Below are 21,620 nucleotides of genomic sequence, written 5' to 3' on the forward strand. Positions count from 1 at the left end.
CGAAATATTGGCAGTCCGCCACTGTAGCAAAGATCAGACGGAGTGCGCTAGGGCACGCTGCGGATCGGGCACAATGAGCATACAATGCGCCGACACTTGACTTGAGGGAAGATTTGTTATGGCAAGGCCGGAGAAAGTAAGGCTGGGCGAGATTCTCGTCCAGCAGAAGCTGTTGTCGGAAGACCAGCTGGGCCTTGCCCTGGCCGAGCAGAAACGCAGCGGCCGCAAGCTGGGCCGCGTTTTCGTCGACAGCGGTTATGTCACGGAAGAGCAGATTGCCGGCGCGCTGGCGCGCCAGCTGAACATTCCATATATCAATCTCAAGTTCTACAATATCAACGCGGACCTGGTGCGGCTGTTGCCGGAGACGCAGGCCCGCCGCTTCCGCGCGCTGGTGCTGGAAGACCGCCACGGCACTTTGCTGGTCGGCATGTCCGACCCGACCGACCTGTTCGCCTACGACGAGATTGCCCGTCTCGTCAAACAGAACATCGAGCTCGCTGTTGTCAACGAAACGGAAGTGCTGGCCGCCATCGACCGCATCTACCGCCGCACCGAGGACATCACCGACCTTGCCCGCGAGCTTGAAGAGGAGATGGGCGACGCCTCCGTCGACTTCGGCGCACTGGCCGTCAATCCCGGCCTGGAAGAAGCGCCGGTGGTGAAACTGCTGCAGTCCGTGTTCGACGATGCGGCCCAGGTGCGCGCCTCGGACATTCATATCGAGCCGCAGGAAAACCGCCTGCACATCCGCTTCCGCATCGACGGCGTGCTGCACCTGCAGACGCAGGCGGACATCAAGATCGCGCCCGCGCTGGCGCTGCGCCTGAAACTGATGTCGGACCTGGACATTTCGGAAAAGCGGCTGCCGCAGGACGGCCGCTTCGCCGTGCGCGTGAAAAACACCCGCATCGACGTGCGTATCTCGTCGATGCCCACGCAGTTCGGCGAATCGATCGTCATGCGTCTGCTGAGCCAGGGCAGCACCAGCCTGCGCCTGGACGCGATCGGCATGCCGAAGGCGATGGTAGAGAAATTCCGCGCCATCGTGCAGCGCCCCAACGGCCTGGTGCTGGTGACGGGCCCGACGGGCTCGGGCAAGACCACGACGCTGTACAGCGCGCTGGCCGAGCTCAATTCCGTGGAAAAGAAGCTTATTACGGTCGAGGATCCCGTCGAATACCGGCTGCCCGGCATCAACCAGGTGCAGGTCAACGAAAAGATCGAGCTGGACTTCGCCCGCGTGCTGCGCTCGGCGCTGCGCCAGGATCCCGACATCGTGCTGGTGGGCGAGATGCGCGACCAGGAAACCGCGCAGATCGGCCTGCGCGCCGCCATGACGGGCCACCTGGTGCTGTCGACCCTGCACACGAACGACGCCGCCAGCACGCCGCTGCGGCTGATGGACATGGGGTGCCGCGCTACATGGTGGGCAGCTCGCTGCAGGCCGTGCTGGCGCAGCGCCTGGTGCGCGTCATCTGCGAGAGCTGCACGACGCCCTACACGCCGACGCCGACGGAAATCGAATGGCTGCGGCTGGAACTGAACGACAAGGCAGGGATGGCGCATTATTTCCATGGCAAGGGCTGCTCGCATTGCAACGGGATGGGCTACCGCGGTCGTACCGGCGTATATGAACTGCTGGAAATGACGAGCGCCGTCGTCGACGCCGCCAACGACCCCGATCCTGCCCATTTCCTGAAGGCGGCCTACGGGCAGATGGCCGGCGAGACGCTGCGCCGTCACGCCGTGCAGCTGGTGGTGCAGGGGCGCACGACGGTGGCCGAAGCCATGCGCATCAGCAATCAGCAAGACGAATAAACAGACAAACAACGGGACAACGGACGATGCCATTCTTCGCGTACAAGGCCAGGAACGGCCGCGGCGAACTGCTGCAGGGCGTGCTGGAAGGCGCCGACCCGGGCGCGGTGGCCGACCAGCTGATGGGCACGGGTGTCACGCCCGTCGAGATCACGTCCACGCGCGGGCAGACCGGGCAGGGCGGCGAAGGGTGGTGGGAGCGCCTGACGGAAAAGAGGGTCACGCCGCTGGACGTGCAGCTGTTTTCGCGCCAGATGTATACGCTGATGAAGGCCGGCGTGCCCATCATGCGCGGCCTGGCGGGCCTGCAGGAGTCGGCGATCTCGAAGTCGTTTGCCAAGGTCATCCGCGACCTGCGCGAATCGCTGGACGCGGGCCGCGAGCTGTCCGCCGCCATGCGCCGGCACCCGGCCGTATTCAACAGCTTCTACCTGTCGATGGTCAAGGTCGGGGAGATGACGGGCCGGCTGGACGACGTCATGCTGCGCCTGTTCGATCACCTGGAATTCGACCGGGAAATGCGCGCACGGGTCAAAAGCGCCGTGCGCTATCCCGTGTTCGTCATCGCCGCCATGGTCCTGGCAATGATCGTGGTCAACGTGTTCGTCATTCCCCAGTTCGTCAAGGTTTTCGAGAGTTTCCGTGCCGAGCTGCCTTTGATGACGCGCATCCTGATTGGTTTTTCCAATTTCACCGTTAACTACTGGTATCTGCTGCTGGGCGGCATGATCGCGGCCGTGCTGGCGCTGCGGGGCTGGATCAGGACGCCGGACGGACGGCTGAAATGGGACCGCTGGAAGCTGCGCATGCCGGTTGCCGGCAAGATCGTGCACAAGGCAACCATGGCGCGCTTTGCCCGCAGCTTCGCGCTGTCGTCGAAAAGCGGCGTGCCCATCGTACAGGCGCTGACGGTGGTCTCGCAGACGGTGGACAATGCCCACCTGTCGCAACGCGTGGAAGGCATGCGCGACAGCGTCGAGCGGGGCGAAAGCATCCTGCGCACGGCCGTGGCCGCCGGGATCTTTACCCCCATCGTGCTGCAGATGATCGCCGTGGGCGAGGAGTCGGGGTCGCTGGACGACCTGATGGACGAGATCGCGCAAATGTATGAGCGGGAAGTGGACTACGAGCTCAAGACGCTGGCATCGCAGATCGAGCCGATCCTGATCGCCTTCCTGGGCGTGATGGTGCTGGTGCTGGCGCTGGGCATCTTCCTGCCGATCTGGGACCTGGGCCGCGTGGCCCTGAAGTAGGGATGAATCGCCTTGCTGTAAGAGCACCAAGGGGCGCATCGCTGTTCGAATTTGCTCTTTGCGCGATCGTCTTTGCCGTGCTGACGGGGCTGCTGCTGGAGCGCCTGCTGCGTTACCGGGCCGATGCGGAGCGCGAGGGCGTCGTGCGGCAGGTGGAAAACATTCGCAGCGCGCTGCTCAGCCGGGTCCTGCAGACGGAGATTGCCGGCGACAGGACACAATTGCGCGCTCTCGTCGGCAGTAATCCGGTAGCGTTGCTGGTTCATGCTCCAGTCGGCTACCGTGGAGAATTTGACAATCCTTCTATGGGGAAAATACCACCCGGCAGCTGGTATTTCGACAGAAAACAACGGAAACTTGTCTACGTATTCACGCGAAATAAAAGTTTTCACGCGGGAAGTCCGGAGCGGTGGGAATTCCGGATAGAATTCATTCGCTTGCCCACAAACAACGCCAAGCCGTCAGGAACGCCGCCAAGCGCCGGTGTCGCCCTGCAAAAGATAGACGGTTGACCAGAATGCAAATCCTTCTCGTGTAGCTGCCGTCACAAACTTCTCAATTTCGTTTTGTCACGCCGGAGATTTAAAATGCAATTCAAACAAGTGGGTTCGCTGACTTCTTCCAAGCAGTCGGGTTTTACGCTGATCGAACTGATCGTTGTGATCGTTATTCTGGGCATTCTGGCTGCCACTGCGCTGCCGCGATTTGCCGACCTGGGTGCTGATGCGCGCTTCGCAAAGATGAAGGGTGCCCGTGGCGCCGTCCAGAGCGCGGCCGGTATTGCGCACGGCCAGTGGCTTGTCGACGGCACGAAAGCAGCCACGGTGACGCTGGAAGGCAAATCCATCTCCATGAGCGCCGCCGGCTTCCCGGATGCCAGCGGGATCGCCGCTGCGGCAGGCCTGTCCTCGACCGATTATGTAATCTCCGGCACTGCTCCGGTCGTGATCGCGACCGACAGCGCCCACGCAACCTGCGCATTTAACTACGATCCCGCGACCGGCACGGTCACTGAGGGTCCTGCCACCAAAGCCGCCTGCTGATACCTCAGCACGACGTGAGAAAGGCGATCAAGCAAGGTTCGCCAGCCACCCGACTGCCTGGCCGCCGCGCCGGGCAGTTTGGGTTTACGCTGGTGGAACTGATCATGGTCATCGTCATCGTCGGCATCATCGCCGCCGTGATGGGGCCACGTTTCTTCAGCCGCACCACGTTTGACGCTTCCGGCTACAACAATCAGATGGTGGCACTCCTTCGCTACGGCCAGAAGCTGGCGATCGCGCAGAACCGCAATGTCTTTGTCCGGCTGAACGGCAACAGCGTCGCGCTGTGCTACAACGCCACGTGCTCCGCCGGCGCCCGCGTGCTGGCGCCCGGCAGCACCAACACCGCCAGCGCCGCCACGCGCCAGCGCTGTGTCGATCCCGCCACCAATGTGTACGACGCGGGCTGGGCCTGTGAAGGCGTGCCGGACGGCGTGGCCATGACGGCCGCGGCCACGTTTTATTTCGATGCCGCCGGGACGCCATTCGCGTCGGCGGACGCGCAGCCGACGCTCGTCTCGACATTCCCGGACCGGCTGGCGCTTTCCGTCACGGGCGCCGGGGTCGCGCTGACCACCGCCATCGAAGGCGGGACGGGCTATGTGCGCTGAGCGTCGCCGCCGCCAGCAGGGTCTGACGATGATCGAGCTGATCGTCTTCATCCTGATCGTTACGATCGCCGTCATCGGCGTGCTGCAGGTCGTTGCGCTGAACACGGCGCGCAGCGCCGATCCCATCCGCCAGAAGCAGGCGCTGGCCATTGCCGAAGGGCTGATGAACGAGATCCGCTCGGCCGGCATGGCGCAGTGCGATATCAGCGATACCGTCAACTATGGCGTGCCGGGCGCCACCTGCGCCACGCCAGACAACGTGGGCCACGAGGGCACCGGCGCGCGGCCGTACGACAACGTCAACGACTACGTCACGGCGTGGAATACGGCGACGCCGTATGCGGCCGACGCTTCGAACAACGCCTTCCCGGCAGGTTACGTGGCAACCGTGACGATCCCCAACCCGGCCACCCAGACCGCCCCGTTTCCCGGCGTGCCCGCCAGTGCGGCGCTGCAGGTCATCGTCACCGTCAACTATGGCGGCAACAACAACGTCGTGCTGTCCACCTGGCGCACGAGGTACTAGCCATGAACGCTCCCCGCTACCGCCGTGCCGCCGGCTTCACACTAGTCGAGGCGATCGTCGTCATCGTCATCACGGGCATCGTCGCGTCGTTCGTGGCCGTCTTCATCCGGCTGCCCGTGCAGAGCTATGTCGAGACCACGGCGCGCATCGCGCTGGCCGACGCGGCCGACACGGCGTTGAGCCGCATGAACCGCGAGCTGCGCCTGGCACTGCCGAACAGCGTGGTCGTCCACAACCCGGGGGCCATCCAGTTCGTGCTGACCAAGGCGGGCGGGCGCTATGTCGATACCAGCAACCTGCCGCCGGCCACGATCCAGCCGCTGCAGTTCAATGTCGCCAATCCTTCGTTCGACATGGTCGGGCCGGCACCGACAGGCCGCGCCGCCATCCTGGCGGGGGACCTGGTCGTCATCAACAACACCGGTGCGGCGCCGGCCAACGTCTACGCGACCACGCGCGACAACGTGGCGACGGTAACGTCGGTCACGACCACGGCGGTGGGCGCGACGCGCATCGCGTTGAACGGCACCCTGGGCACGTCGGCACCGGCGCCATTCCGCTTCCGCGTGGCGATGGGCACGGTGACGTACCTGTGCCAGAACAACCAGCTGGTACGCTATTTCACGCCGTCGATTCCGACCACGGGGTTGACGGAGGCCGGCCTCGGCAAGGCTTCCGTGCTGGCGGACCGTGCCGCGTGCGTATTCAACAGCGTGGTCCTGCCGACGCAGCTGGGCACGTCGCTCGTTACCGCGTCGTTGCGGCTGTCGTCGCCCACGGGCGAGACCGCGTCCCTGATACGCCAGACCCAGGTGGAGAATTTACCTTGACCGCTTCCATTGTCCGCCGTGTGCGCCGCAGCCGCGGCGTCAGTATCGTCACCGCCATCTTCCTGCTCGTGGTGCTGTCGGGGATCGGCGCCGCCGTCGTCACGCTGTCCACGGCGCAGCACGCCAGCGCCTCGTACGACGTGCTGGGCGCCCGCGCCTACGAGGCGGCGCGCTCCGGGGTCGATTTCGCCATGTACGAGCTGGCCATCAACAAGCGCTGCGCGGCCACCAACCTGGCGCTGCCGGGCGGGCTGTCCGCTTTCACTGTCACCGTGCAGTGCGTCCAATCCTCGATGGTGATGAGCAACGGTACCGACCTGACGCCCGTGCGCATCACGGCCACCGCGTGCAACCAGCCGGCGCTTGGCGGCGGCTGCCCCAATCCCGCGCCGGGCCCCGATTACGTACAGCGCGTCGTGCAGGCCACCTTATGACAATGCGCGCACTTGTCACCTTCGTTCTGCTGTTTGCCCTGGCGCCCTGGGCGGCGGCCGACACGCCCATCACGCTGTTCAAGAGCTACGCCGGCTACGTCAACTTCACGGGCACGCAGGAAACGCTGCGCTCGCGCTCGAACGACAAGAATCCGTGCGCGATGCTCAATTCCGTGACGATGACGCTGTCCGGCATACCGAGCGGCGCCACGGTGCTGGCCGCCTACCTGTACTGGGCGGGTTCGGGCAGCACGCCCGATTACACCGTGACGTTCGACGGTGTGTCGTTCACCGCGCCCACGAGCCGCCAGTACGCGTCGTCCACCGTGGGCTACAACTATTTCGCAGGTGCCGCCGACGTCACCACCAGGGTACGTTCGCGCGGCAACAACACGTACACGGCCAGCGGCCTGGACGTCAACAACGGTGCCCCGTTCTGCGCCGTGCAGGGAGTGCTGGGCGGGTTCCAGCTGCTGGTCATCTACACCACCAACAACAGCAAGGATACGTTCCGGGTGCTGAACGTGTACGAAGGGTTCCAGTACATCCGCAACTCCCGCGTGGAGCTGACACTGGCGAACTTCCTGACGCCGTCGCCGGTCGGCACGGGGCGCGTCGGCCACATCACGTGGGAAGGCGATGCAACGCTGGGCCAGGATGGGGAGAACCTGGCGTTCAACAGCGTGCCCATGGCGGACAGCCTGAACCCGGCCGGCAACCAGTTCAACTCGATCAGCAACATCAACAACGACCAGAGCTCGTACGGCATCGACTTCGACGCCTACACGATCGCCGAACCGACCATCAACAGCGGCCAGAGGTCGGCCAAGACAGTCTACGAATCCGGCAGCGACCTCGTGCTGATGAATGCGGAAATCATCGCCGCGCCCAATGTGCCGGCCACCGACCGGGCCATTGCGATGACGGTCGACGGGGCACTGATCGAATCGACCACGACGAGCTACCGCATCATCGTCTCGAACAACGGACCGTTGCCGGAACCGGGGCCGATCGTCGTCAACGACCTGCTGCCGGCGTCGCTGATCGTCGGTACGCCGGGCGGCACCGGCTGGACGTGCACCAAGGATGGCCAGAAGGTCTCGTGCACCTACGACCGCTCGCTGACGCTGGCGGTGGGTGCCAGCCTGCCGCCCATCGTCATTCCCGTCACGCCCGTGCGCGGCGCATCCGGCCTGATCTCCAACAGCGCCACCGTCGGCGGCCCGCTGTTCGACTACTACGATGCCAACAACACGGCCACCGTCAGCGTGCGCACGGGCGCAGCGGACTTCATGCCGGTGTTCATGTTCACGGATGCCGTCTGCGCGCACAACAAGCCATTCGGCGACCCGGAACAGCCATGCAATCCCGTAAGCTTCGATCCTTCGCTGGCGAACACGGACCTGCGCATGTACATCTCCTATGTCGTCAAGAACGTGCCGACGGCCATGTCGAACGCCGACCTGACATTGCCGATGAAGTTCGCGTTGTCGTGCCATAACCCGACCGCCAACGCCGGCGTGCGGGCCACGTACAACATCCGCGCCACCACGCTGACGCTGCCGCTGTGCGAGTCCAGCGGCGCCATCCCCGTGCAGACGTCGGGCACCTGGAGCGCCCTCAACAACATTGTCTTCGGCGCCAACTCGCCCAGCACGATCCCGCCGACGCACCCGAGCGGACTGGGCGGCGAGTTCCTGCTGCGCTACCAGGACGTGGGCCGGGTCGAGCTGTTCGTCAGCGACAAGGACGCACGCCTCGGTTCCACCGGCTCGTTCGTGTCGCGGCCGGAAAAGCTGGTACTGCTGCCGTCGTCGATGAACGGGGCGAAAACGCCCGCCAGTGCCGGCGATGCTGCGTACGTGGCCGCCGGCGCGCCGTTCCAGCTGTCGGTGCAGGCACGCATGGTGGGCCTTGCCACGCCCGCGCCGAACTTCGGCCGCGAGACGGAAGATCAGCGCGTGACCGTGCAGCTGGTGGCGACGCCGGCCAAGATCGCCGGCGGCGGCGCCATGCCCGCCATGGTGGCGGACCGCATCCGGGACGACTATTTCAAGCCGGTGGACTTGCGCGGCGCATTCGATCCGTTCGTGGGCGGCGCGGCGACGGGGAGCAGTTTCGCCTACGACGACGTGGGCATCCTGCAGCTGGACGCGGCGCTGACGCCGCGTGCCGGCGAGAAGGAAGGCAGCTATCTTGGCAGCGGCAACGTGTACGCGGCTTCCGTCAACGTGGGCCGCTTCTTCCCCGATCACTTCGACGTGGCCGTGACGGGCCCGATGGGATGCGTGGACGGCGCCGGCTGCCCGGACAGCGGGACGGCCGTGCCGTCGCAGACCATCAAGACCATGGCGTATTCGCGGCAGCCGTTTGCCGTCAAGGTCAGCGCGATGGGGTGGCCAACAATGTGCTCAGGAACTACCGGCTGGAACTGGCGCACAACGTCACCCTGAGCCCGTACAAGGCGGCGAACGGCGGCTCGACGCAGGCGCAGAACCTGCCGGCGACCTCCACACTGAACGGCACGAAGATTCTCGCCGCCGCGGCGTTCGAGGCCGGCGTGGGCAACACCAGCGTGCAGTACGACTTCCCGACCGTATTCAGTGCCAGCTCCACGTCCAGCAGCTGGCCTCTGCCCGTCTCGGTGTACCTGCGTGCCAGCGAATCGCTCGACGACGACGGGGTGACCTCGAAGCGTGCCGCCGCCGTGGAAGGCGGCGTGCGCGTCGTCCTTGGCCGCGCGTACATCCCCAGCAAGCAGGGCGCGGCCGACCAGTCGCTGTCGGTGCCGGTGAAAGCGCAGTTCTACGGCACGTTCAATACGTTCAATGGCTGGTACGACAGTACGGCTGATTCAGCCAGCAAGATCAATGCGGCCACGCAGATCAAGTTTTCGGACCCATGTACCAACCTTGTCGGTGCCACGTCTTGCAACCTGACACTGAAGGTCGACGCCGCCACGACCGGCGCGTATACGGCCGGCATCAGCACGGTCAAGCTGGCCGCACCGGGGACGGGCAGCAACGGTTCCCGCGAAATGTACACGGAGGGCCCGCCGTGGCTGCCCAGCACGCGAGGCGTAATGACCTACGGCACCGTACGCTCGCCAACTATTTACACATATATACGTGAAATGTACTGACGGGAACGCTTTGACCCGCCATTGTTGCGACGCACAAGCGAAAGTGTCGCGCACGCGGCACGATGTGCCCGGCCATTCGAAACTTCTTGAATATAATCAAGCCATTGCGGCACAACCTGCAGGCGGCGTTTCAACCGCGGTTCAACCATAAACGGAGTGGCATGGCGTTCTGGCACAAGGCGAAGACGAAGGACGGCTGGCTGGCCATCGTGCCGGCGGGCGACGGCGTGCATGCCGCCGTGGTGCGCCGCGGTGCCGCGCCCGCCAGGCCCGCCGTGCTGGCCTGCGCCTGGCACCCCGGCAGCGTCGAACAGCTGGCCGCGCTGCTGACGCGCGTCGGCCGCGAGCTGCACGCCGGCCAGCATCATTGTTCCAGCCTGCTGCCGTTCGGCGCCTACCAGCTGCTGTCGCTGGAAGCGCCCAATGTGCCGGCGGCGGAAATGAAGACGGCCATCGGCTGGCGCCTGAAGGACATGATCGATTTTCCTGTCGCGGAGGCGACCGTGGACGTGGCCGATATTCCCGCGAATGCCAACGGCCCCGTGCACAACCGCCACGTGTTTGCCGTGGCGGCCCGCAATGCCGTCATCGAGGCGCACCAGAACCTGTATGCCGAGGCCAGGGTGGCGCTGGCCGCCATCGATATCGGCGAAATGGCCCAGCGCAATATTTCCGCGCTGCTGGAGCCGGAAGGCCGCGGGCTGGCAATGCTGTCGTTCGATCCGGGCGGCGGCCTGCTGACGGTGACGTTCAAGGGCGAACTGTACCTGGCCCGACGCATGGACGTTACGCTGGCCCAGGTGGAAGGCGACCCCGAGGGGCGCCAGCAGTATTTCGACCGCATCGCGCTGGAAGTGCAGCGCTCGCTGGACAATTTCGAGCGGCAGTTCCAGTACGTGGCTGTGTCCAAGCTGGTGCTGGCGCCGACCGGTTCGGACAGCCTGCACAACTACCTCTCCAGCAACCTGTACCTGCCCGTGGACATGCTCGACCTGGACACCGTGCTGGACCTGGACGAGGTGCCGGACCTGCGCGACGCGAAAGCCCAGAACGGCTTTTTCCTGGCGCTGGGCGCGGCGCTGCGTACGGCCGATGGCAGCGGCGCAGGCGCAGGGGGTGGCAAATGAGCCAGCAGATCAACCTGTACAACCCCCGCTTCGAGAAGCAGAAGCGTTACCTGACGGCGCCTGCGCTGGTCGTCGTGTTGGGCGCCGCGCTGTTCGGTTCGCTCGCCTTTGCCGTGGCGGCGCGGGCCCGCGTGACGACGCTGGAGGCGGAAGCGGCCCAGGTGAGCGGGCAGTTGCAGTCGGCCGAGAGCCGCAAGCAGTCGCTGCTGGGCGCGCTCGTGCCACGTACGAAGGACCCGGCCGTCGCGCAGCGGCTGGCGCAGGTGGAAACGGAAAACCGCGCACTGCATGGCGTGGCGAATATCCTGGAGCAGAACCGCGTGGGCAACCCGCACGGCTATTCCGCATATTTTCAGGCGCTGGCACGGGGCCGCGTGGGCGGGCTGTGGCTGACAGGCGTGCAGATCGACGGTCCGCAAGCCGACATCGGCCTGCGCGGCCGCGCCTTGCAGGCCGAGCTGTTGCCCGGATACCTGAACGGCCTGGCACGCCAGCCCGTCCTGCAGGGCAAGGCGTTCGGCCACGTTGAAATTGCGCGTCCGCCGGCTCCGGGTACGCCCGCGCAGTCCACGCTGGCCGTGCCGGCCGCGGCGCCAACGCAGTCTGCTGTCGAGCCTGCCATGGTGCCGTACGTGGAATTTTCGCTGCAGGCGTCGGGCGCGCGCCCGGGGGGCGGGGCATGAAGGCGCTCTGGCTGAAATACGCTGCACGCATCGACGCGCTGTCCGTGCGCGAACGGGTCATGATCGCGCTGGGTGGCGCCGCGGCCATCGTGTTCCTCGTCTATTTCGGGCTGATCGATCCCGCCCATGCCCGCGAGCGCACACTGCAGGCGACCATCGCCCAGCAGCGCAGCCAGCTGGCCGCCATCGACGTCGAAGTGGTCCAGAAACAGGCCGCGGCAATGGCCGACCCCGATGCCGACGCGCGCAAACGGCTCGTCACGCTGACGGCGGACAACGAGGCCCTGCGCGGTTCGTTGCGCGCCACGCAGAAGGCGCTGGTGCCGCCAGCGCGGATGAGTGCGCTGTTGGGGCAGATGGTGCAGCAGAACAGCCGGCTCAAACTGGTGTCGCTCAAAACGCTGCCGCCGGCAGGCACGACGGATGGCAACTTCGCCGACACCCCGGCCGACGCCGCTGCGCCCGTGCTGCCGCCCACGCCGCTGACGCTCGCGGCGCCCGGCACCGCGCCCGCGACGACGGACGAGGCCGCGCAGCCACTGCTGTACCGCCACGGCGTGCAGGTGGTGCTGCAGGGCGCGTATGCCGACATGGTCGCTTATATGGAGGCACTGGAACGCATGCCGGCGCAGGTATTCTGGGGCCGCGCCGTGCTGGACGCGACGGAACACGACAAGGCCACCTTGACGCTGACCCTGTACACCCTGAGCCTGGACGAAAAATGGATTGCGTTATGACCCCCCGACGCGGCGTAAGATGGGCCCTGGCGCCGTGGCTTGCGCTGCCCGCGTTTGCGCTGGCGCAGGCCGTGGCCGATCCGACGCTGCCGCCGCCTTCGTTGCAGGCGCCCGGTGCCACCGCGCCCGTCGTCGCACCGGCTCTGCCGGAGCTGCAGTCGATCCTCGTATCGCGCGAGGCAGGCGGGCGCCGCGTGGCCGTGATCAGTGGCGAAATGGTGCGGCAGGGCGGCCGCTACCGAGGCGCCGTCGTGGAAAGCGTGGGAGAAACGTCTGTCGTGCTGCGGCGCGGGCGCACCCGTGAAACGCTGCGCCTGTTCCAGGGCCGGGCGCCGAGCGCGTTGGCGCCGACGGCCGAGGCGGCGCCCATTGCCCCTCCGGCCAGGCCTGCCGATATGAAAAAAGAGACACAATGAACCAGCGGAGTACCATGCAAACACTCAAACGAACGGCGGCAATCGCTGGCCTGCTGGCACTGGCCGGCTGCGACACGGCGGCGCGGCGCGACACGTTCGATGAAATCAACCGCGAAATGCACACGGCGGCCAGGAAGAGCGCGGCGCGGCCGGCCACGCCCGATGCCGTCGAGGCGGCGCTGCTGCCGCCCGTGCCGGCGCTGGCCGCGCAGTTGCCGAAAGCCCGGGCCGTGCTGGAAGAGCGCTTCAACGTGGCGTTGAACAACGTGCCGGCCCAGCAGTTCTTCAATTCCATTGTCGCGGGCACCCGCTACAACATGCTGATCCACCCGGAAGTAACCGGCACGATCACGGCCAACCTGAAGGACGTGACGATCGCCGAAGCGCTGGACGCCATCCGCGAGCTGTACGGCTACGACTACCGCATCGAAGGCAACCGCATCTCGATCCGCCCGCTGACGATGCAGTCGCGCATGTTCCAGGTCAATTACCTGACGGCCAACCGCAAGGGCAGTTCCAACGTGCGGGTGTCGTCCACGTCGATCAATACGGTGGCGACGAACCAGAACGCCAGCGGCGCGGGCGGCACGGCCACCCCCACCAACAACAGTAACAACGGCCAGACGCAGAACGGCATGCCGGGCGGCGCCCAGGCCGTGCAGGAGGACGCCAGCAACGTCAGCACGTCGTCCGACACCAACTTCTGGGGCGAGCTGCGCGCCGCGCTGGAGGCGCTGGTGGGCGGCACGGAAGACGGCCGCAGCGTCATCATCAGCCCGCAGTCGGGCGTCATCGTCGTACGCGCGCTGCCCGAGCAGCTGCGTGCCGTCGAACACTACTTGCGCGCGACGCGGCTAGCGGTGGAGCGCCAGGTCATCCTGGAAGCGAAGATCCTCGAAGTACAGCTGAACAGCGGCTTCCAGTCGGGCGTCAACTGGGCAGCCTTCCGCCAGGGCGGCAACAGCCGCGGCTCGGCCGGCATCATCCAGCCGGGCACGACATTGTCCGGCCTGAACGGCGGCAATCCGGTCAGCCAGAGCAGCGGCGTCACGGGGATCGGCGCGCTGCCCGGCAGGACGCTGAACAGCGCCATCGACGCGGCCGGCACGATGTTCGGCCTGGCGCTACAGACGAGCAACTTTTCCGCGATGATCTCGTTCCTCGAATCGCAGGGCACCGTGCACGTGCTCTCCAGCCCGCGCATCGCCACCCTGAACAACCAGAAGGCCGTGCTGAAGATCGGCACGGACGAGTTCTATGTGACGGGCATCAGCACGACGACGAACGCCAACGTGGGCGGCAACACGACGACGCCGAACGTGACGTTGCAGCCGTTCTTCTCCGGCGTGCTGCTGGACGTGACGCCGCAGATCGACGAGGACGGCCACATCATGCTGCACGTGCACCCGTCGGTCAGCGAAGTGACCACGGTGAACAAGACGATCAACCTTGGCAGCGCGGGGTCGCTGAACCTGCCGCTGGCCGCGTCCAGCACGTCGGAGATGGACAGCATGGTGCGCGGCAAGGATGGCCAGATCGTCGCCATCGGCGGGCTGATGCGCCAGGCGACGAGCAGCGACCAGTCCCAGTTGCCGGGCGTGGGGGGCGTGCCCGTGCTGGGCGCGCTGTTTCGCAACAAGGACAGCGTCACGCAGAAGCGCGAGCTGGTCGTGCTGATCCGGCCGACCATCGTCGATGGCGCCGGCAGCATGACGCAGGACATGCAGGAGGCGGCGCGCCGCATCCAGTCGCTCGATCCGGCGCTGCGGAGCAACTGATGTATGAATCCCACTTCGGCCTGCGCGAGGTGCCGTTTTCCATCACGCCGGACACCAGCTTCTTTTTCGGCAGCCCCCACTCGCAGGAGGGGCTGAACACGCTGCTGGTGGCCGCCCGCAGCGGCGAGGGCTTCATCAAGATCACGGGTGAAGTGGGAACCGGCAAGACGCTGCTGTGCCGTAAATTCATGGCGATGCTGGGCGACGATTTCGTCACCGCCTATGTGCCCAATCCCTACCTGGAACCGCGCGCGCTGATGCTGGCGCTGGCGGACGAACTGGAAATCGCGTTGCCGCGCGACGTGGGCCAGCACGAACTGGTGAAGGCGTTATCGACACGGCTGCTGGAACTTGCCGCGCGCGGCAAGCACGTCGTGCTGTGCCTGGACGAGGCGCAGGCGCTGCCGATCGACAGCCTGGAAGCGCTGCGCCTGCTGACGAACCTGGAGACGGAGAAGCGCAAGCTGCTGCAGATCGTGCTGTTCGGCCAGCCGGAACTGAACGCCCACCTGGCCAGCCCGCAGATCCGCCAGCTGGCGCAGCGCATCACGTTCCACTACCACCTGGGCGCGTTGCGGCGCGACGACCTGGATTTCTACCTGGCGCACCGCCTACGCGTGGCCGGTTTCACGGGCGCGCGGCTGTTCGACAAGCGCGCCGTCAACGCGTTGTTCCGCGCTGCCGGCGGCATTCCCCGTCTGGTCAACATCATCGCCCACAAGGCGCTGATGCTGGCGTATGGCGAAGGGCGCCAGCAGGTGGCGAAGCGGCACGTGGCGCTGGCGGCGCGCGACACCGTCGGCACGACCCGGCGCGCCTGGCCATGGTTTGCCGGCCTTGCCGTGGCGGCCTCGCTGGCCGGCGGCATAACGATGGCGCTGACGCGCTAGAACGAGAATAAGCGACGATGAGCCTGATAAACAAGATGCTGCAGGACCTGGACGCGCGCGGCGGCGGTGTCGCCCGTGGGCCCGGGCCGTCCGTGCGTCCGGTGGACAAGGCGCCGCGCCACAGCCGTGCCGTTATCGTGGCCGGCGCCGGCGCCGGCGTGCTGGTGGCCGCGCTTGGCGGCGTCGCGTGGTATTTCCTGCACACGGTGCCGCCCGCGGCGCCCGTGCCGCTGCAGGCAAAGGTGCCCTTGGCGCCCATGCCCGCGCCGCCAGCCGCAGCGCCTGTCCCCGCACCGGCAGCGCCGGAACCAGTGGAGGCGCCGGCTCCGGCCGCTGACATGCCGGCCGCGGCGCCAGCGGCGTCATTGCCTGCCAGCGCGCCAGCAGCCGATGCGCCCGTGACTGCCGCCGCTGCCGCCCCGGCCGGCTCGCTGGATGCGCCGGTACCGGCTCCGCGGCTCCGTGTGGCGCGCGAGCGCCAGCCGGCCCGCACAACGCTCGCGGAAGGCCCGGCGCAGAGCGTCGCGCCTGCGTCGCCGGCGGCATCGGGCGACGCGGGCCAGAATGCCCAGGGGCAGGCGGAAAACGCCTACCGCCGCGCGCTGGCGGCGCTGCAGGACGGCCGCGTCGCCGACGGCATCGCAGGGCTGGACCGGGCGCTCTACCTGTACCCCCGCCATGAAGCGGCGCGCCAGACGCTGGTAGGGCTGCTGCTGGAAGCGGGCCGTGCCGGCGAGGCGCAGCAACAGATGGCGCTGGGGCTGTCGCTCAATCCGAACCAGCCGCAGGTGGCCATGCTGCTGGCCAGGCTGCAACTGGAAAGCAATGGCACGGCCGCGGTCGAGACGCTGCGCCGCACATTGCCCTTCGCGACTGGCAACGCCGACTATAGCGCCTTCCTGGCAGGCGCACTGCAACGCCAGCAGCGTCACCACGAAGCCGTCGAGCAATATGAAGCCGCTCTGCGGCTGGCGCCGCAGAATGGCGTCTGGTGGATGGGCCTCGGTATTTCACTGCAGGCGGAGCGGCGCAACACGGAAGCCCGCGCGGCCTTCGCGCGCGCCCGCCAGGCCGGGCTGAGCCCGGAGCTGCAGGGATTTGTCGAGCGCAGGCTGGGGCAGCTGGAGTAAGCGGCGCAGCCGGGAGCGCGCACCGGGCAGCTGTTTCACCGCCTTGACGGCGGCGCGGCATGCCGGCGCCAGCGTGGCGTCACAAGGATGGGCAGGTTGCTATAGTTCAGTGACCTTCTATCCATACAGGCTATCACCCATGAACCTGCGCAACCTGCTTCCCTCGATCCTGATCGGCGCCGTCGCCAGCGCCCGCTCCATGACCCCCATGGCCACCATCGCCACCGCACGCCTGGTCGGGCGCCAGACGTCGGGCAACCTGCTCCTGCTGGACCGGCCCCTGTTCAGGTACGGTGCGCTAGCGATGGGGGCGGGCGAGCTGGCGGGGGACAAGATGAAGTCGGCGCCCGACCGCACCGTCTTCCTCGGCCTGCTGGCCCGGATGATGAGCGCGGGCATCGCCGGAGCGGCGTTGGCGCCGCATGGCGAAGAAAAGGCAGGTGCCGCGGTCGCGGTTGCCACGGCCGTGCCGCTGGCGTACATCACCCTGGCCGGCCGCAAGCAGGCCATGGCCCGCATCGGCCAGACCCGCAGCGGTCTGATCGAAGACGCGCTCATCGTTGCCGCGGGTGCGGCGATCGTGGCGCTGGCAACGCGGCGCTGACACGCATTGGACACACGCAGCGGAGGACATGCAGCGGTGCGCGCTGCGCGCCCCTCAACGCAGCCATCGCGCGGTGGACGGCTGCGGCCCAAGGCATCATAATTGCCTCAAGCAAGGTGCTCCACCGCTCGACAAGGCTCCCTCATGCAATTTGAAGAGTTCGAATCGTTTTCCGACGCCATACCCGCGAACGCGGCGGCCGCGCCGCGAGGCGACGCGTCGCCCGGCGAAGCGTCGCCGCTGGTGCGCCTGCAATACCTGGTCGACAACACGCCGGCCATCATCTACTGTACCGTTCCAAGCGGCGACTTCAAGATGACGTTCGTCAGCAACAACGCCTACAACCTGCTGGGCTACCGGCCGGAGCAGATGGTGGCCGATCCGAACTTCTGGTTCGACCACATCCATCCCGACGACGCGCCGCACATTTTTTCCAGCCTGGCCAAGGTGTTTACGGAAGGCCAGCGCGCCTATGAGTACCGCTTTCGCATCCACGACGGCAGCTACCTGTGGATGCACGATTCGCTGCGGCTGATCCGCGACGAGCAGGGCAAGCCGCTCGAGGTGATCGGCTCGCTGACGGACATCACGCAGCGCAAGCGCATGGAGGAAACGCTGAAGGCGCGCGGCATCGAGCAGCGCCAGCTGATCGGGCAATTGCGCAGCGCCCACGAACAGCTGCTGCAGGCGGAGAAGATGGCGTCGATCGGCCAGCTGGCGGCGGGCATCGCCCATGAAATCAACAATCCGGTCGGCTTCGTCAATTCGAACATGGGTGCGCTGAAGAATTACGTCGGCACCTTGCTCGACGTGATCGACAGGTACGAACAGGCTGCGGCCGGCCATCCCGCGCTGGCGGCGCAGCTGGCGGCGCTGCGGGCCGAGGCGGACCTGGCGTTTCTGAAGGACGACGTGGTGGATCTGGTGCGCGAGTCGCTTGACGGACTGAAGCGGGTCAGGGATATCGTCCAGGCACTCAAGGATTTCTCGCACGTGGGCGAGACGGAGTGGCAGGTGGCCGATCTGCACCAGGGGCTGGACAGTACCCTCAACATCGTCGCCAACGAAATCAAGTACAAGGCCACCGTGGTCAAGGAATACGGCACGCTGCCGCCCATCAGGTGCCTGGCCTCGCAGCTGAACCAGGTCTTCATGAACCTGCTCGTGAACGCCGCGCACGCGATGCGCGAGCACGGCGTGATCACCTTGCGCACGGGGGCGTCGGACGACTGGGTATGGGTGGAGGTGGCCGACGACGGCGTCGGCATCGCCCCGGAAAACCTGAAACGCATCTTCGAGCCGTTTTTCACGACCAAGCCCGTCGGCAGTGGCACGGGGCTGGGACTGTCGCTGTCCTACGGCATCGTGCACCGGCACGGTGGCCGCATCGACGTCGCTTCCGTGGTGGGCAAGGGAACGCAGTTCAGGGTGCACCTGCCGGTCCAGCCGCCGGGGCAGCCCGACACGTAGGCGACGCTACAGGATCACCGAGCCGTTGGCGTCGCGCCGCACGGTCAGCAGGCCCGGCTCCTCCGCCTCGAGCCGGCGCGCCTCCAGCTCCTGCGGGGTCGGCGGCGCGCGATCGGCTGCCCGTGCCCTGGCCGCCAGCAGCGCCTCGCGCTGCGCCAGCCCGAGGCGGACACTTTCGGTCAGCTCGGCGCTGTCCCACGGCTTGCTCAGGAAACGGAACGCCTGCGCCTCGTTGATGGCGCTGAGGACCGTATCGAACGTGGCGGAGCCGCTCAGCATGATGCGCACCGTGTCGGGCGCCACGTCACGCAGCGCCTGGAGCAGCTCGCCGCCGCTCATCTGCGGCATCATGTAGTCACAGATGATCAGGTCGAATTCACAGACGCAGATGCGGTTGAGGGCGTCGAAAGGATTGGTAAAGCTTTCGATCTGCGGCGCGGCGGGGCCTTGCCATCCCTGCAGCAGCGCACGCTGCAGCGCGCTCAGTATGTTGGGGTCGTCGTCGACCAGCAGGATCTTGCTCATGGTGTCTTCCTTGGCACGCGCACGTGGATGGCCAGGCGGCGGCCGCTTTTCGTTTCGAAGTCCTGAACCTGCTGGATCATACGCGCATCCAGCACGTGGTCAACCGAGAGCAGCATCAGTCCGTCCCGGCTGACCAGGTCGCGCGCGAGCACCATGCCGGGCACCAGCTCGCCGGACAGCAGCTCGACCCCGGCAGCGTCGGCGCCGCTGCCGCCTTCGACGATCTGGCGGAACGCCACCACGACGTGCGGATCGTAGCGCGTGCCGCTGGCGCCGATGATCAGCGACTTGGCGCCTTCGGCGCTGACGTGGCGCTGCACCATCGCGCCCTGCTGCAGGTTGTAGTAGTCCGCCGCCAGCGCCAGGATGCGGGCGCCAACCGGAATGGCCAGGCCGGCCACGCCGTCGGGAAAGCCGGTGCCGTCGAAACGCTCCAGCTGGCCTCGCAGGATGGCCGCGCTGCCGCGCAGCTCTTCCAGCGGCATCAGCAGCTCGGCCGCACGCACGGGATGCTTGCGGAACTGGCCCAGCGCTTCGCCGTGCAGCTGCGTCAGCGGCGCGCCCAGCAGCGTGTCGGGAAAGCCGATCTTGCCGATATCGTGCAGCAGGGCAGCGATGAAGATGTCCTGGGTTTCCCGCGCATCGAGCGCCAGGTTGATGGCGATCTGGCGCGCCAGATCGGCCACGAGGCGGGCGTGGCCCGGCCGGTTGTGTGCGCGCAGTTCGATCATGCTCGACAGGATCTTGATCGTTGTCACGAAATTCTGCTTGAGCTTGCTGTTGGCCGCTACGGTGGCCTCGTGCTCGGTCTTGAGCTGGCGCGTGCGGGCCTCCACCTTTGCCTCCAGGCTCTGGTTGAGCGCCTTCAGCTCCTCGTTCTGGCGCACCGTCAACGCTTCCAGCCGCGCCTTTTCCAGCTCCAGCTGGCGCCGTTCCAGCCCGTGGCGCACCAGCAGCACGATATCGTGGTCTTCCCACGGCTTGGTGATATAGCGGTAGATCTCGCCGCAGTTGATGGCGTCCTGGATCGACCCGATGTCGGAGTAACCCGTCAGCAGCATGCGCAGCGTGCCGGGCCAGCGCTCGCGCACGCGGGCCAGGAAGCGGGCGCCATCCATGTGCGGCATGCGCATGTCGGAAATGACCAGGTCGACGGGCTCGCGCTCGAGGATTTCCAGGCCCAGGGCGCCGCTTTCCGCCGTCAGCACGCGGTAGCCGCTGGCGCGGAACAGGCGTCGCAGCGCCGACAGGATGTTCGGCTCGTCGTCCACGCACAGCAGCGTGGCGACGGGGTGTGCAGATACACCGATGGCCGCGCTCATGGCGCGCTCTCCTGTGCCGGCGCATGCTGGTGGACGGGCAGGACCACGCGGAACCGGCTGCCTTCGCCGGGCGTGGACACCACGTCGATGTGCCCGCCATGGCGCTGGACGATGCCGTAGGACAGCGACAGGCCCAGGCCCGTGCCCTTGCCCACCTCCTTGGTGGTGAAGAACGGGTCGAAAATGCGCGGCAGTACATCGGCGGGGATGCCGCAGCCCGTGTCGGCGATCTCGATCCAGACGCGATCAATGCCTGCGCGGCCCGTCGCCACCGTGATGCGCCCGCGCCCGGCGCGGAGCGCGTGCGCGGCGTTGACGACGAGGTTCATCACCACCTGGTTGATCTGCACCGGCAGACACTGGATATCGGGAATGTCGCCATACTCCTTGACGACGTCGGCCCGGTACTTGACTTCGTTGCCGACGATGTTGAGCGTCGAGTCGATGCCCTGGTGCAGGTTGGCCCAGACCCAGTCCTGGTTGCCTTCGGCTCGCGAGAAGTCCTTCAGGTCCTGGACGATATGGCGCACCCGCACGATGCCCTCGCGCGACTCGGCCATTAACGCCGGGATGTCCCCGCGCAGGAAGTCGAGATCGATCTGCTCGCGCATGGCCCGCAGCGCGCCCGCATCGGCCATGTCCGCTTCGGCGCGCGCATATTCGTCGAGCATCGCCAGCAGTTGCTCGAAGTAACCCTGCAGCGTCGTGAAGTTGGAGAAGATGTAGCCGATCGGATTGTTGATTTCATGGGCGACGCCGGCGGCCAGCTGGCCGATCGATGCCAGCTTGTCGGCCTGGACCAGTTGCTGCTGCGCGTGCGACAGGCGCTGGTTCAGTGCCGTCAGTTCCAGGTTGCTGCGCCGCAGTTCGGCCTCTGCCACGTGGCGCTGGCGGATGTCCTCCTGCAGCTGCTCGTTCATTTCAGCGAGTTGGGCAGTGCGCTGCTCCACCAGGTGGCCCAGGTTGTCGTGGGCACGGCGCAGCTCGTTCTCCGCGACGCGGCGGTCGGTCACGTCGCGCATCGTCTCGATCGCACCCACCACGCGGCCCGCCTGGTCGCGCAGCGGCGCGGCGGTGAAATGCAGCCAGTGACCGGCCGCGCCGATATTCGGAAAGAAGTCCTCCGCCTCGTAACCCCGGGGATCTGCGCCGAGCGGCGCCACTTGCCGGCATAGTGCTTTTCGATGGCCGCCTCGCCACCTTCGACGATCAGGTCGGCCAGCAAAGGCTGTTTATAACGGTACAACGCCTGCCAGTGGCGGTCCGTGCCGACCATTT

General features: G+C 66.6%; 21 protein-coding genes and 2 pseudogenes. 19 read left to right on the forward strand and 4 right to left on the reverse strand.

Annotation, left to right across the window (positions count from 1 at the left end; genetic code table 11):
* The first annotated feature begins 118 nt into the window (after positions 1 to 118).
* The 19 genes and pseudogenes from E1742_RS01470 (at position 119) to E1742_RS01560 (ending at position 18,495) form a co-directional block, all read left to right on the forward strand.
* Positions 119 to 1,821, forward strand: a pseudogene (locus E1742_RS01470) (GspE/PulE family protein).
* Positions 1,822 to 1,847: 26 nt separating this feature from the next.
* A complete protein-coding gene (locus tag E1742_RS01475) occupies positions 1,848 to 3,074 on the forward strand; it encodes a type II secretion system F family protein (RefSeq protein WP_134383074.1) in 1,227 nt (408 codons plus the stop codon).
* Positions 3,075 to 3,076: 2 nt separating this feature from the next.
* Positions 3,077 to 3,586 (forward strand): hypothetical protein, encoded by a 510-nt coding sequence (locus E1742_RS01480; RefSeq protein WP_134383076.1) that lies wholly within the window; start codon positions 3,077 to 3,079, stop codon positions 3,584 to 3,586.
* 75 nt (positions 3,587 to 3,661) lie between these two features.
* On the forward strand, positions 3,662 to 4,117 hold the full coding sequence (locus E1742_RS27135; protein ID WP_134383078.1) for a prepilin-type N-terminal cleavage/methylation domain-containing protein: 456 nt from the start codon (positions 3,662 to 3,664) through the stop codon (positions 4,115 to 4,117).
* A 14-nt stretch (positions 4,118 to 4,131) separates the two neighbouring features.
* A complete protein-coding gene (locus tag E1742_RS01490; RefSeq protein WP_229466427.1) occupies positions 4,132 to 4,728 on the forward strand; it encodes a prepilin-type N-terminal cleavage/methylation domain-containing protein in 597 nt (198 codons plus the stop codon).
* Entirely contained in the window at positions 4,718 to 5,254 is a 537-nt protein-coding gene (locus E1742_RS01495; RefSeq protein WP_134383080.1) for a prepilin-type N-terminal cleavage/methylation domain-containing protein, read from the forward strand. Before E1742_RS01490 ends, E1742_RS01495 begins: the two co-directional genes overlap by 11 nt.
* 2 nt (positions 5,255 to 5,256) lie before the next feature.
* Positions 5,257 to 6,084, forward strand: coding sequence for a prepilin-type N-terminal cleavage/methylation domain-containing protein (locus tag E1742_RS01500; RefSeq protein WP_134383082.1), 828 nt, complete (start codon positions 5,257 to 5,259; stop codon positions 6,082 to 6,084).
* A complete protein-coding gene (locus E1742_RS01505) occupies positions 6,081 to 6,518 on the forward strand; it encodes a PilX N-terminal domain-containing pilus assembly protein (RefSeq protein WP_134383084.1) in 438 nt (145 codons plus the stop codon). Before E1742_RS01500 ends, E1742_RS01505 begins: the two co-directional genes overlap by 4 nt.
* Complete coding sequence (locus E1742_RS01510; RefSeq protein ID WP_134383086.1) at positions 6,515 to 8,971, forward strand: DUF6701 domain-containing protein; 2,457 nt, start codon at positions 6,515 to 6,517, stop codon at positions 8,969 to 8,971. Before E1742_RS01505 ends, E1742_RS01510 begins: the two co-directional genes overlap by 4 nt.
* Positions 8,926 to 9,660 (forward strand): DUF6701 domain-containing protein, encoded by a 735-nt coding sequence (locus E1742_RS01515; protein WP_134383088.1) that lies wholly within the window; start codon positions 8,926 to 8,928, stop codon positions 9,658 to 9,660. Before E1742_RS01510 ends, E1742_RS01515 begins: the two co-directional genes overlap by 46 nt.
* Positions 9,661 to 9,821: 161 nt before the next feature.
* Positions 9,822 to 10,787, forward strand: coding sequence for a type IV pilus biogenesis protein PilM (locus tag E1742_RS01520; protein WP_134383090.1), 966 nt, complete (start codon positions 9,822 to 9,824; stop codon positions 10,785 to 10,787).
* Complete coding sequence (locus tag E1742_RS01525) at positions 10,784 to 11,470, forward strand: PilN family protein (protein ID WP_134383092.1); 687 nt, start codon at positions 10,784 to 10,786, stop codon at positions 11,468 to 11,470. Before E1742_RS01520 ends, E1742_RS01525 begins: the two co-directional genes overlap by 4 nt.
* Positions 11,467 to 12,207, forward strand: a complete 741-nt coding sequence (locus E1742_RS01530; RefSeq protein WP_134383094.1) for a type II secretion system protein M — start codon at positions 11,467 to 11,469, stop codon at positions 12,205 to 12,207. The genes E1742_RS01525 and E1742_RS01530 overlap by 4 nt, the downstream gene beginning before the upstream one ends.
* Complete coding sequence (locus tag E1742_RS01535; protein ID WP_189569276.1) at positions 12,204 to 12,623, forward strand: MSHA biogenesis protein MshK; 420 nt, start codon at positions 12,204 to 12,206, stop codon at positions 12,621 to 12,623. The genes E1742_RS01530 and E1742_RS01535 overlap by 4 nt, the downstream gene beginning before the upstream one ends.
* 14 nt (positions 12,624 to 12,637) lie before the next feature.
* The gene (gene mshL, locus E1742_RS01540; protein WP_229466429.1) at positions 12,638 to 14,401 is read left to right on the forward strand and encodes a pilus (MSHA type) biogenesis protein MshL; all 1,764 of its coding nucleotides are present in this window, start codon (positions 12,638 to 12,640) and stop codon (positions 14,399 to 14,401) included.
* Positions 14,401 to 15,291 carry an ExeA family protein gene (locus tag E1742_RS01545; RefSeq protein ID WP_134383098.1) on the forward strand — a complete coding sequence of 297 codons (891 nt, stop codon included), beginning with the start codon at positions 14,401 to 14,403 and terminating at the stop codon, positions 15,289 to 15,291. The genes mshL and E1742_RS01545 overlap by 1 nt, the downstream gene beginning before the upstream one ends.
* 17 nt (positions 15,292 to 15,308) lie before the next feature.
* Positions 15,309 to 16,421 carry a tetratricopeptide repeat protein gene (locus E1742_RS01550; protein ID WP_134383100.1) on the forward strand — a complete coding sequence of 371 codons (1,113 nt, stop codon included), beginning with the start codon at positions 15,309 to 15,311 and terminating at the stop codon, positions 16,419 to 16,421.
* Between the two features lie 139 nt (positions 16,422 to 16,560).
* Positions 16,561 to 17,025, forward strand: coding sequence for a hypothetical protein (locus E1742_RS01555; protein ID WP_134383102.1), 465 nt, complete (start codon positions 16,561 to 16,563; stop codon positions 17,023 to 17,025).
* Positions 17,026 to 17,169: 144 nt separating this feature from the next.
* A complete protein-coding gene (locus E1742_RS01560; protein WP_134383104.1) occupies positions 17,170 to 18,495 on the forward strand; it encodes an ATP-binding protein in 1,326 nt (441 codons plus the stop codon).
* 6 nt (positions 18,496 to 18,501) lie between these two features.
* Here E1742_RS01560 and E1742_RS01565 read toward each other — a convergent pair whose 3' ends face one another.
* From E1742_RS01565 to E1742_RS27320, 4 genes and pseudogenes are all read right to left on the reverse strand, one after another.
* Entirely contained in the window at positions 18,502 to 19,020 is a 519-nt protein-coding gene (locus E1742_RS01565; RefSeq protein WP_134383106.1) for a response regulator, read from the reverse strand.
* Positions 19,017 to 20,342, reverse strand: a complete 1,326-nt coding sequence (gene nosR, locus E1742_RS01570; protein ID WP_134383108.1) for a response regulator c-di-GMP phosphodiesterase, NosR family — start codon at positions 20,340 to 20,342, stop codon at positions 19,017 to 19,019. Before nosR ends, E1742_RS01565 begins: the two co-directional genes overlap by 4 nt.
* Positions 20,339 to 21,385 carry an ATP-binding protein gene (locus E1742_RS01575; protein ID WP_229466432.1) on the reverse strand — a complete coding sequence of 349 codons (1,047 nt, stop codon included), beginning with the start codon at positions 21,383 to 21,385 and terminating at the stop codon, positions 20,339 to 20,341. The genes nosR and E1742_RS01575 overlap by 4 nt, the downstream gene beginning before the upstream one ends.
* Before the next feature lie 15 nt (positions 21,386 to 21,400).
* A pseudogene (locus tag E1742_RS27320) lies at positions 21,401 to 21,508 on the reverse strand (hypothetical protein); the annotation flags it as partial.
* Positions 21,509 to 21,620 lie beyond the last annotated feature (112 nt).

It is taken from the genome of Pseudoduganella plicata (assembly GCF_004421005.1).
In the GTDB taxonomy this organism is placed as follows: Bacteria; Pseudomonadota; Gammaproteobacteria; order Burkholderiales; family Burkholderiaceae_D; genus Rugamonas; species Rugamonas plicata.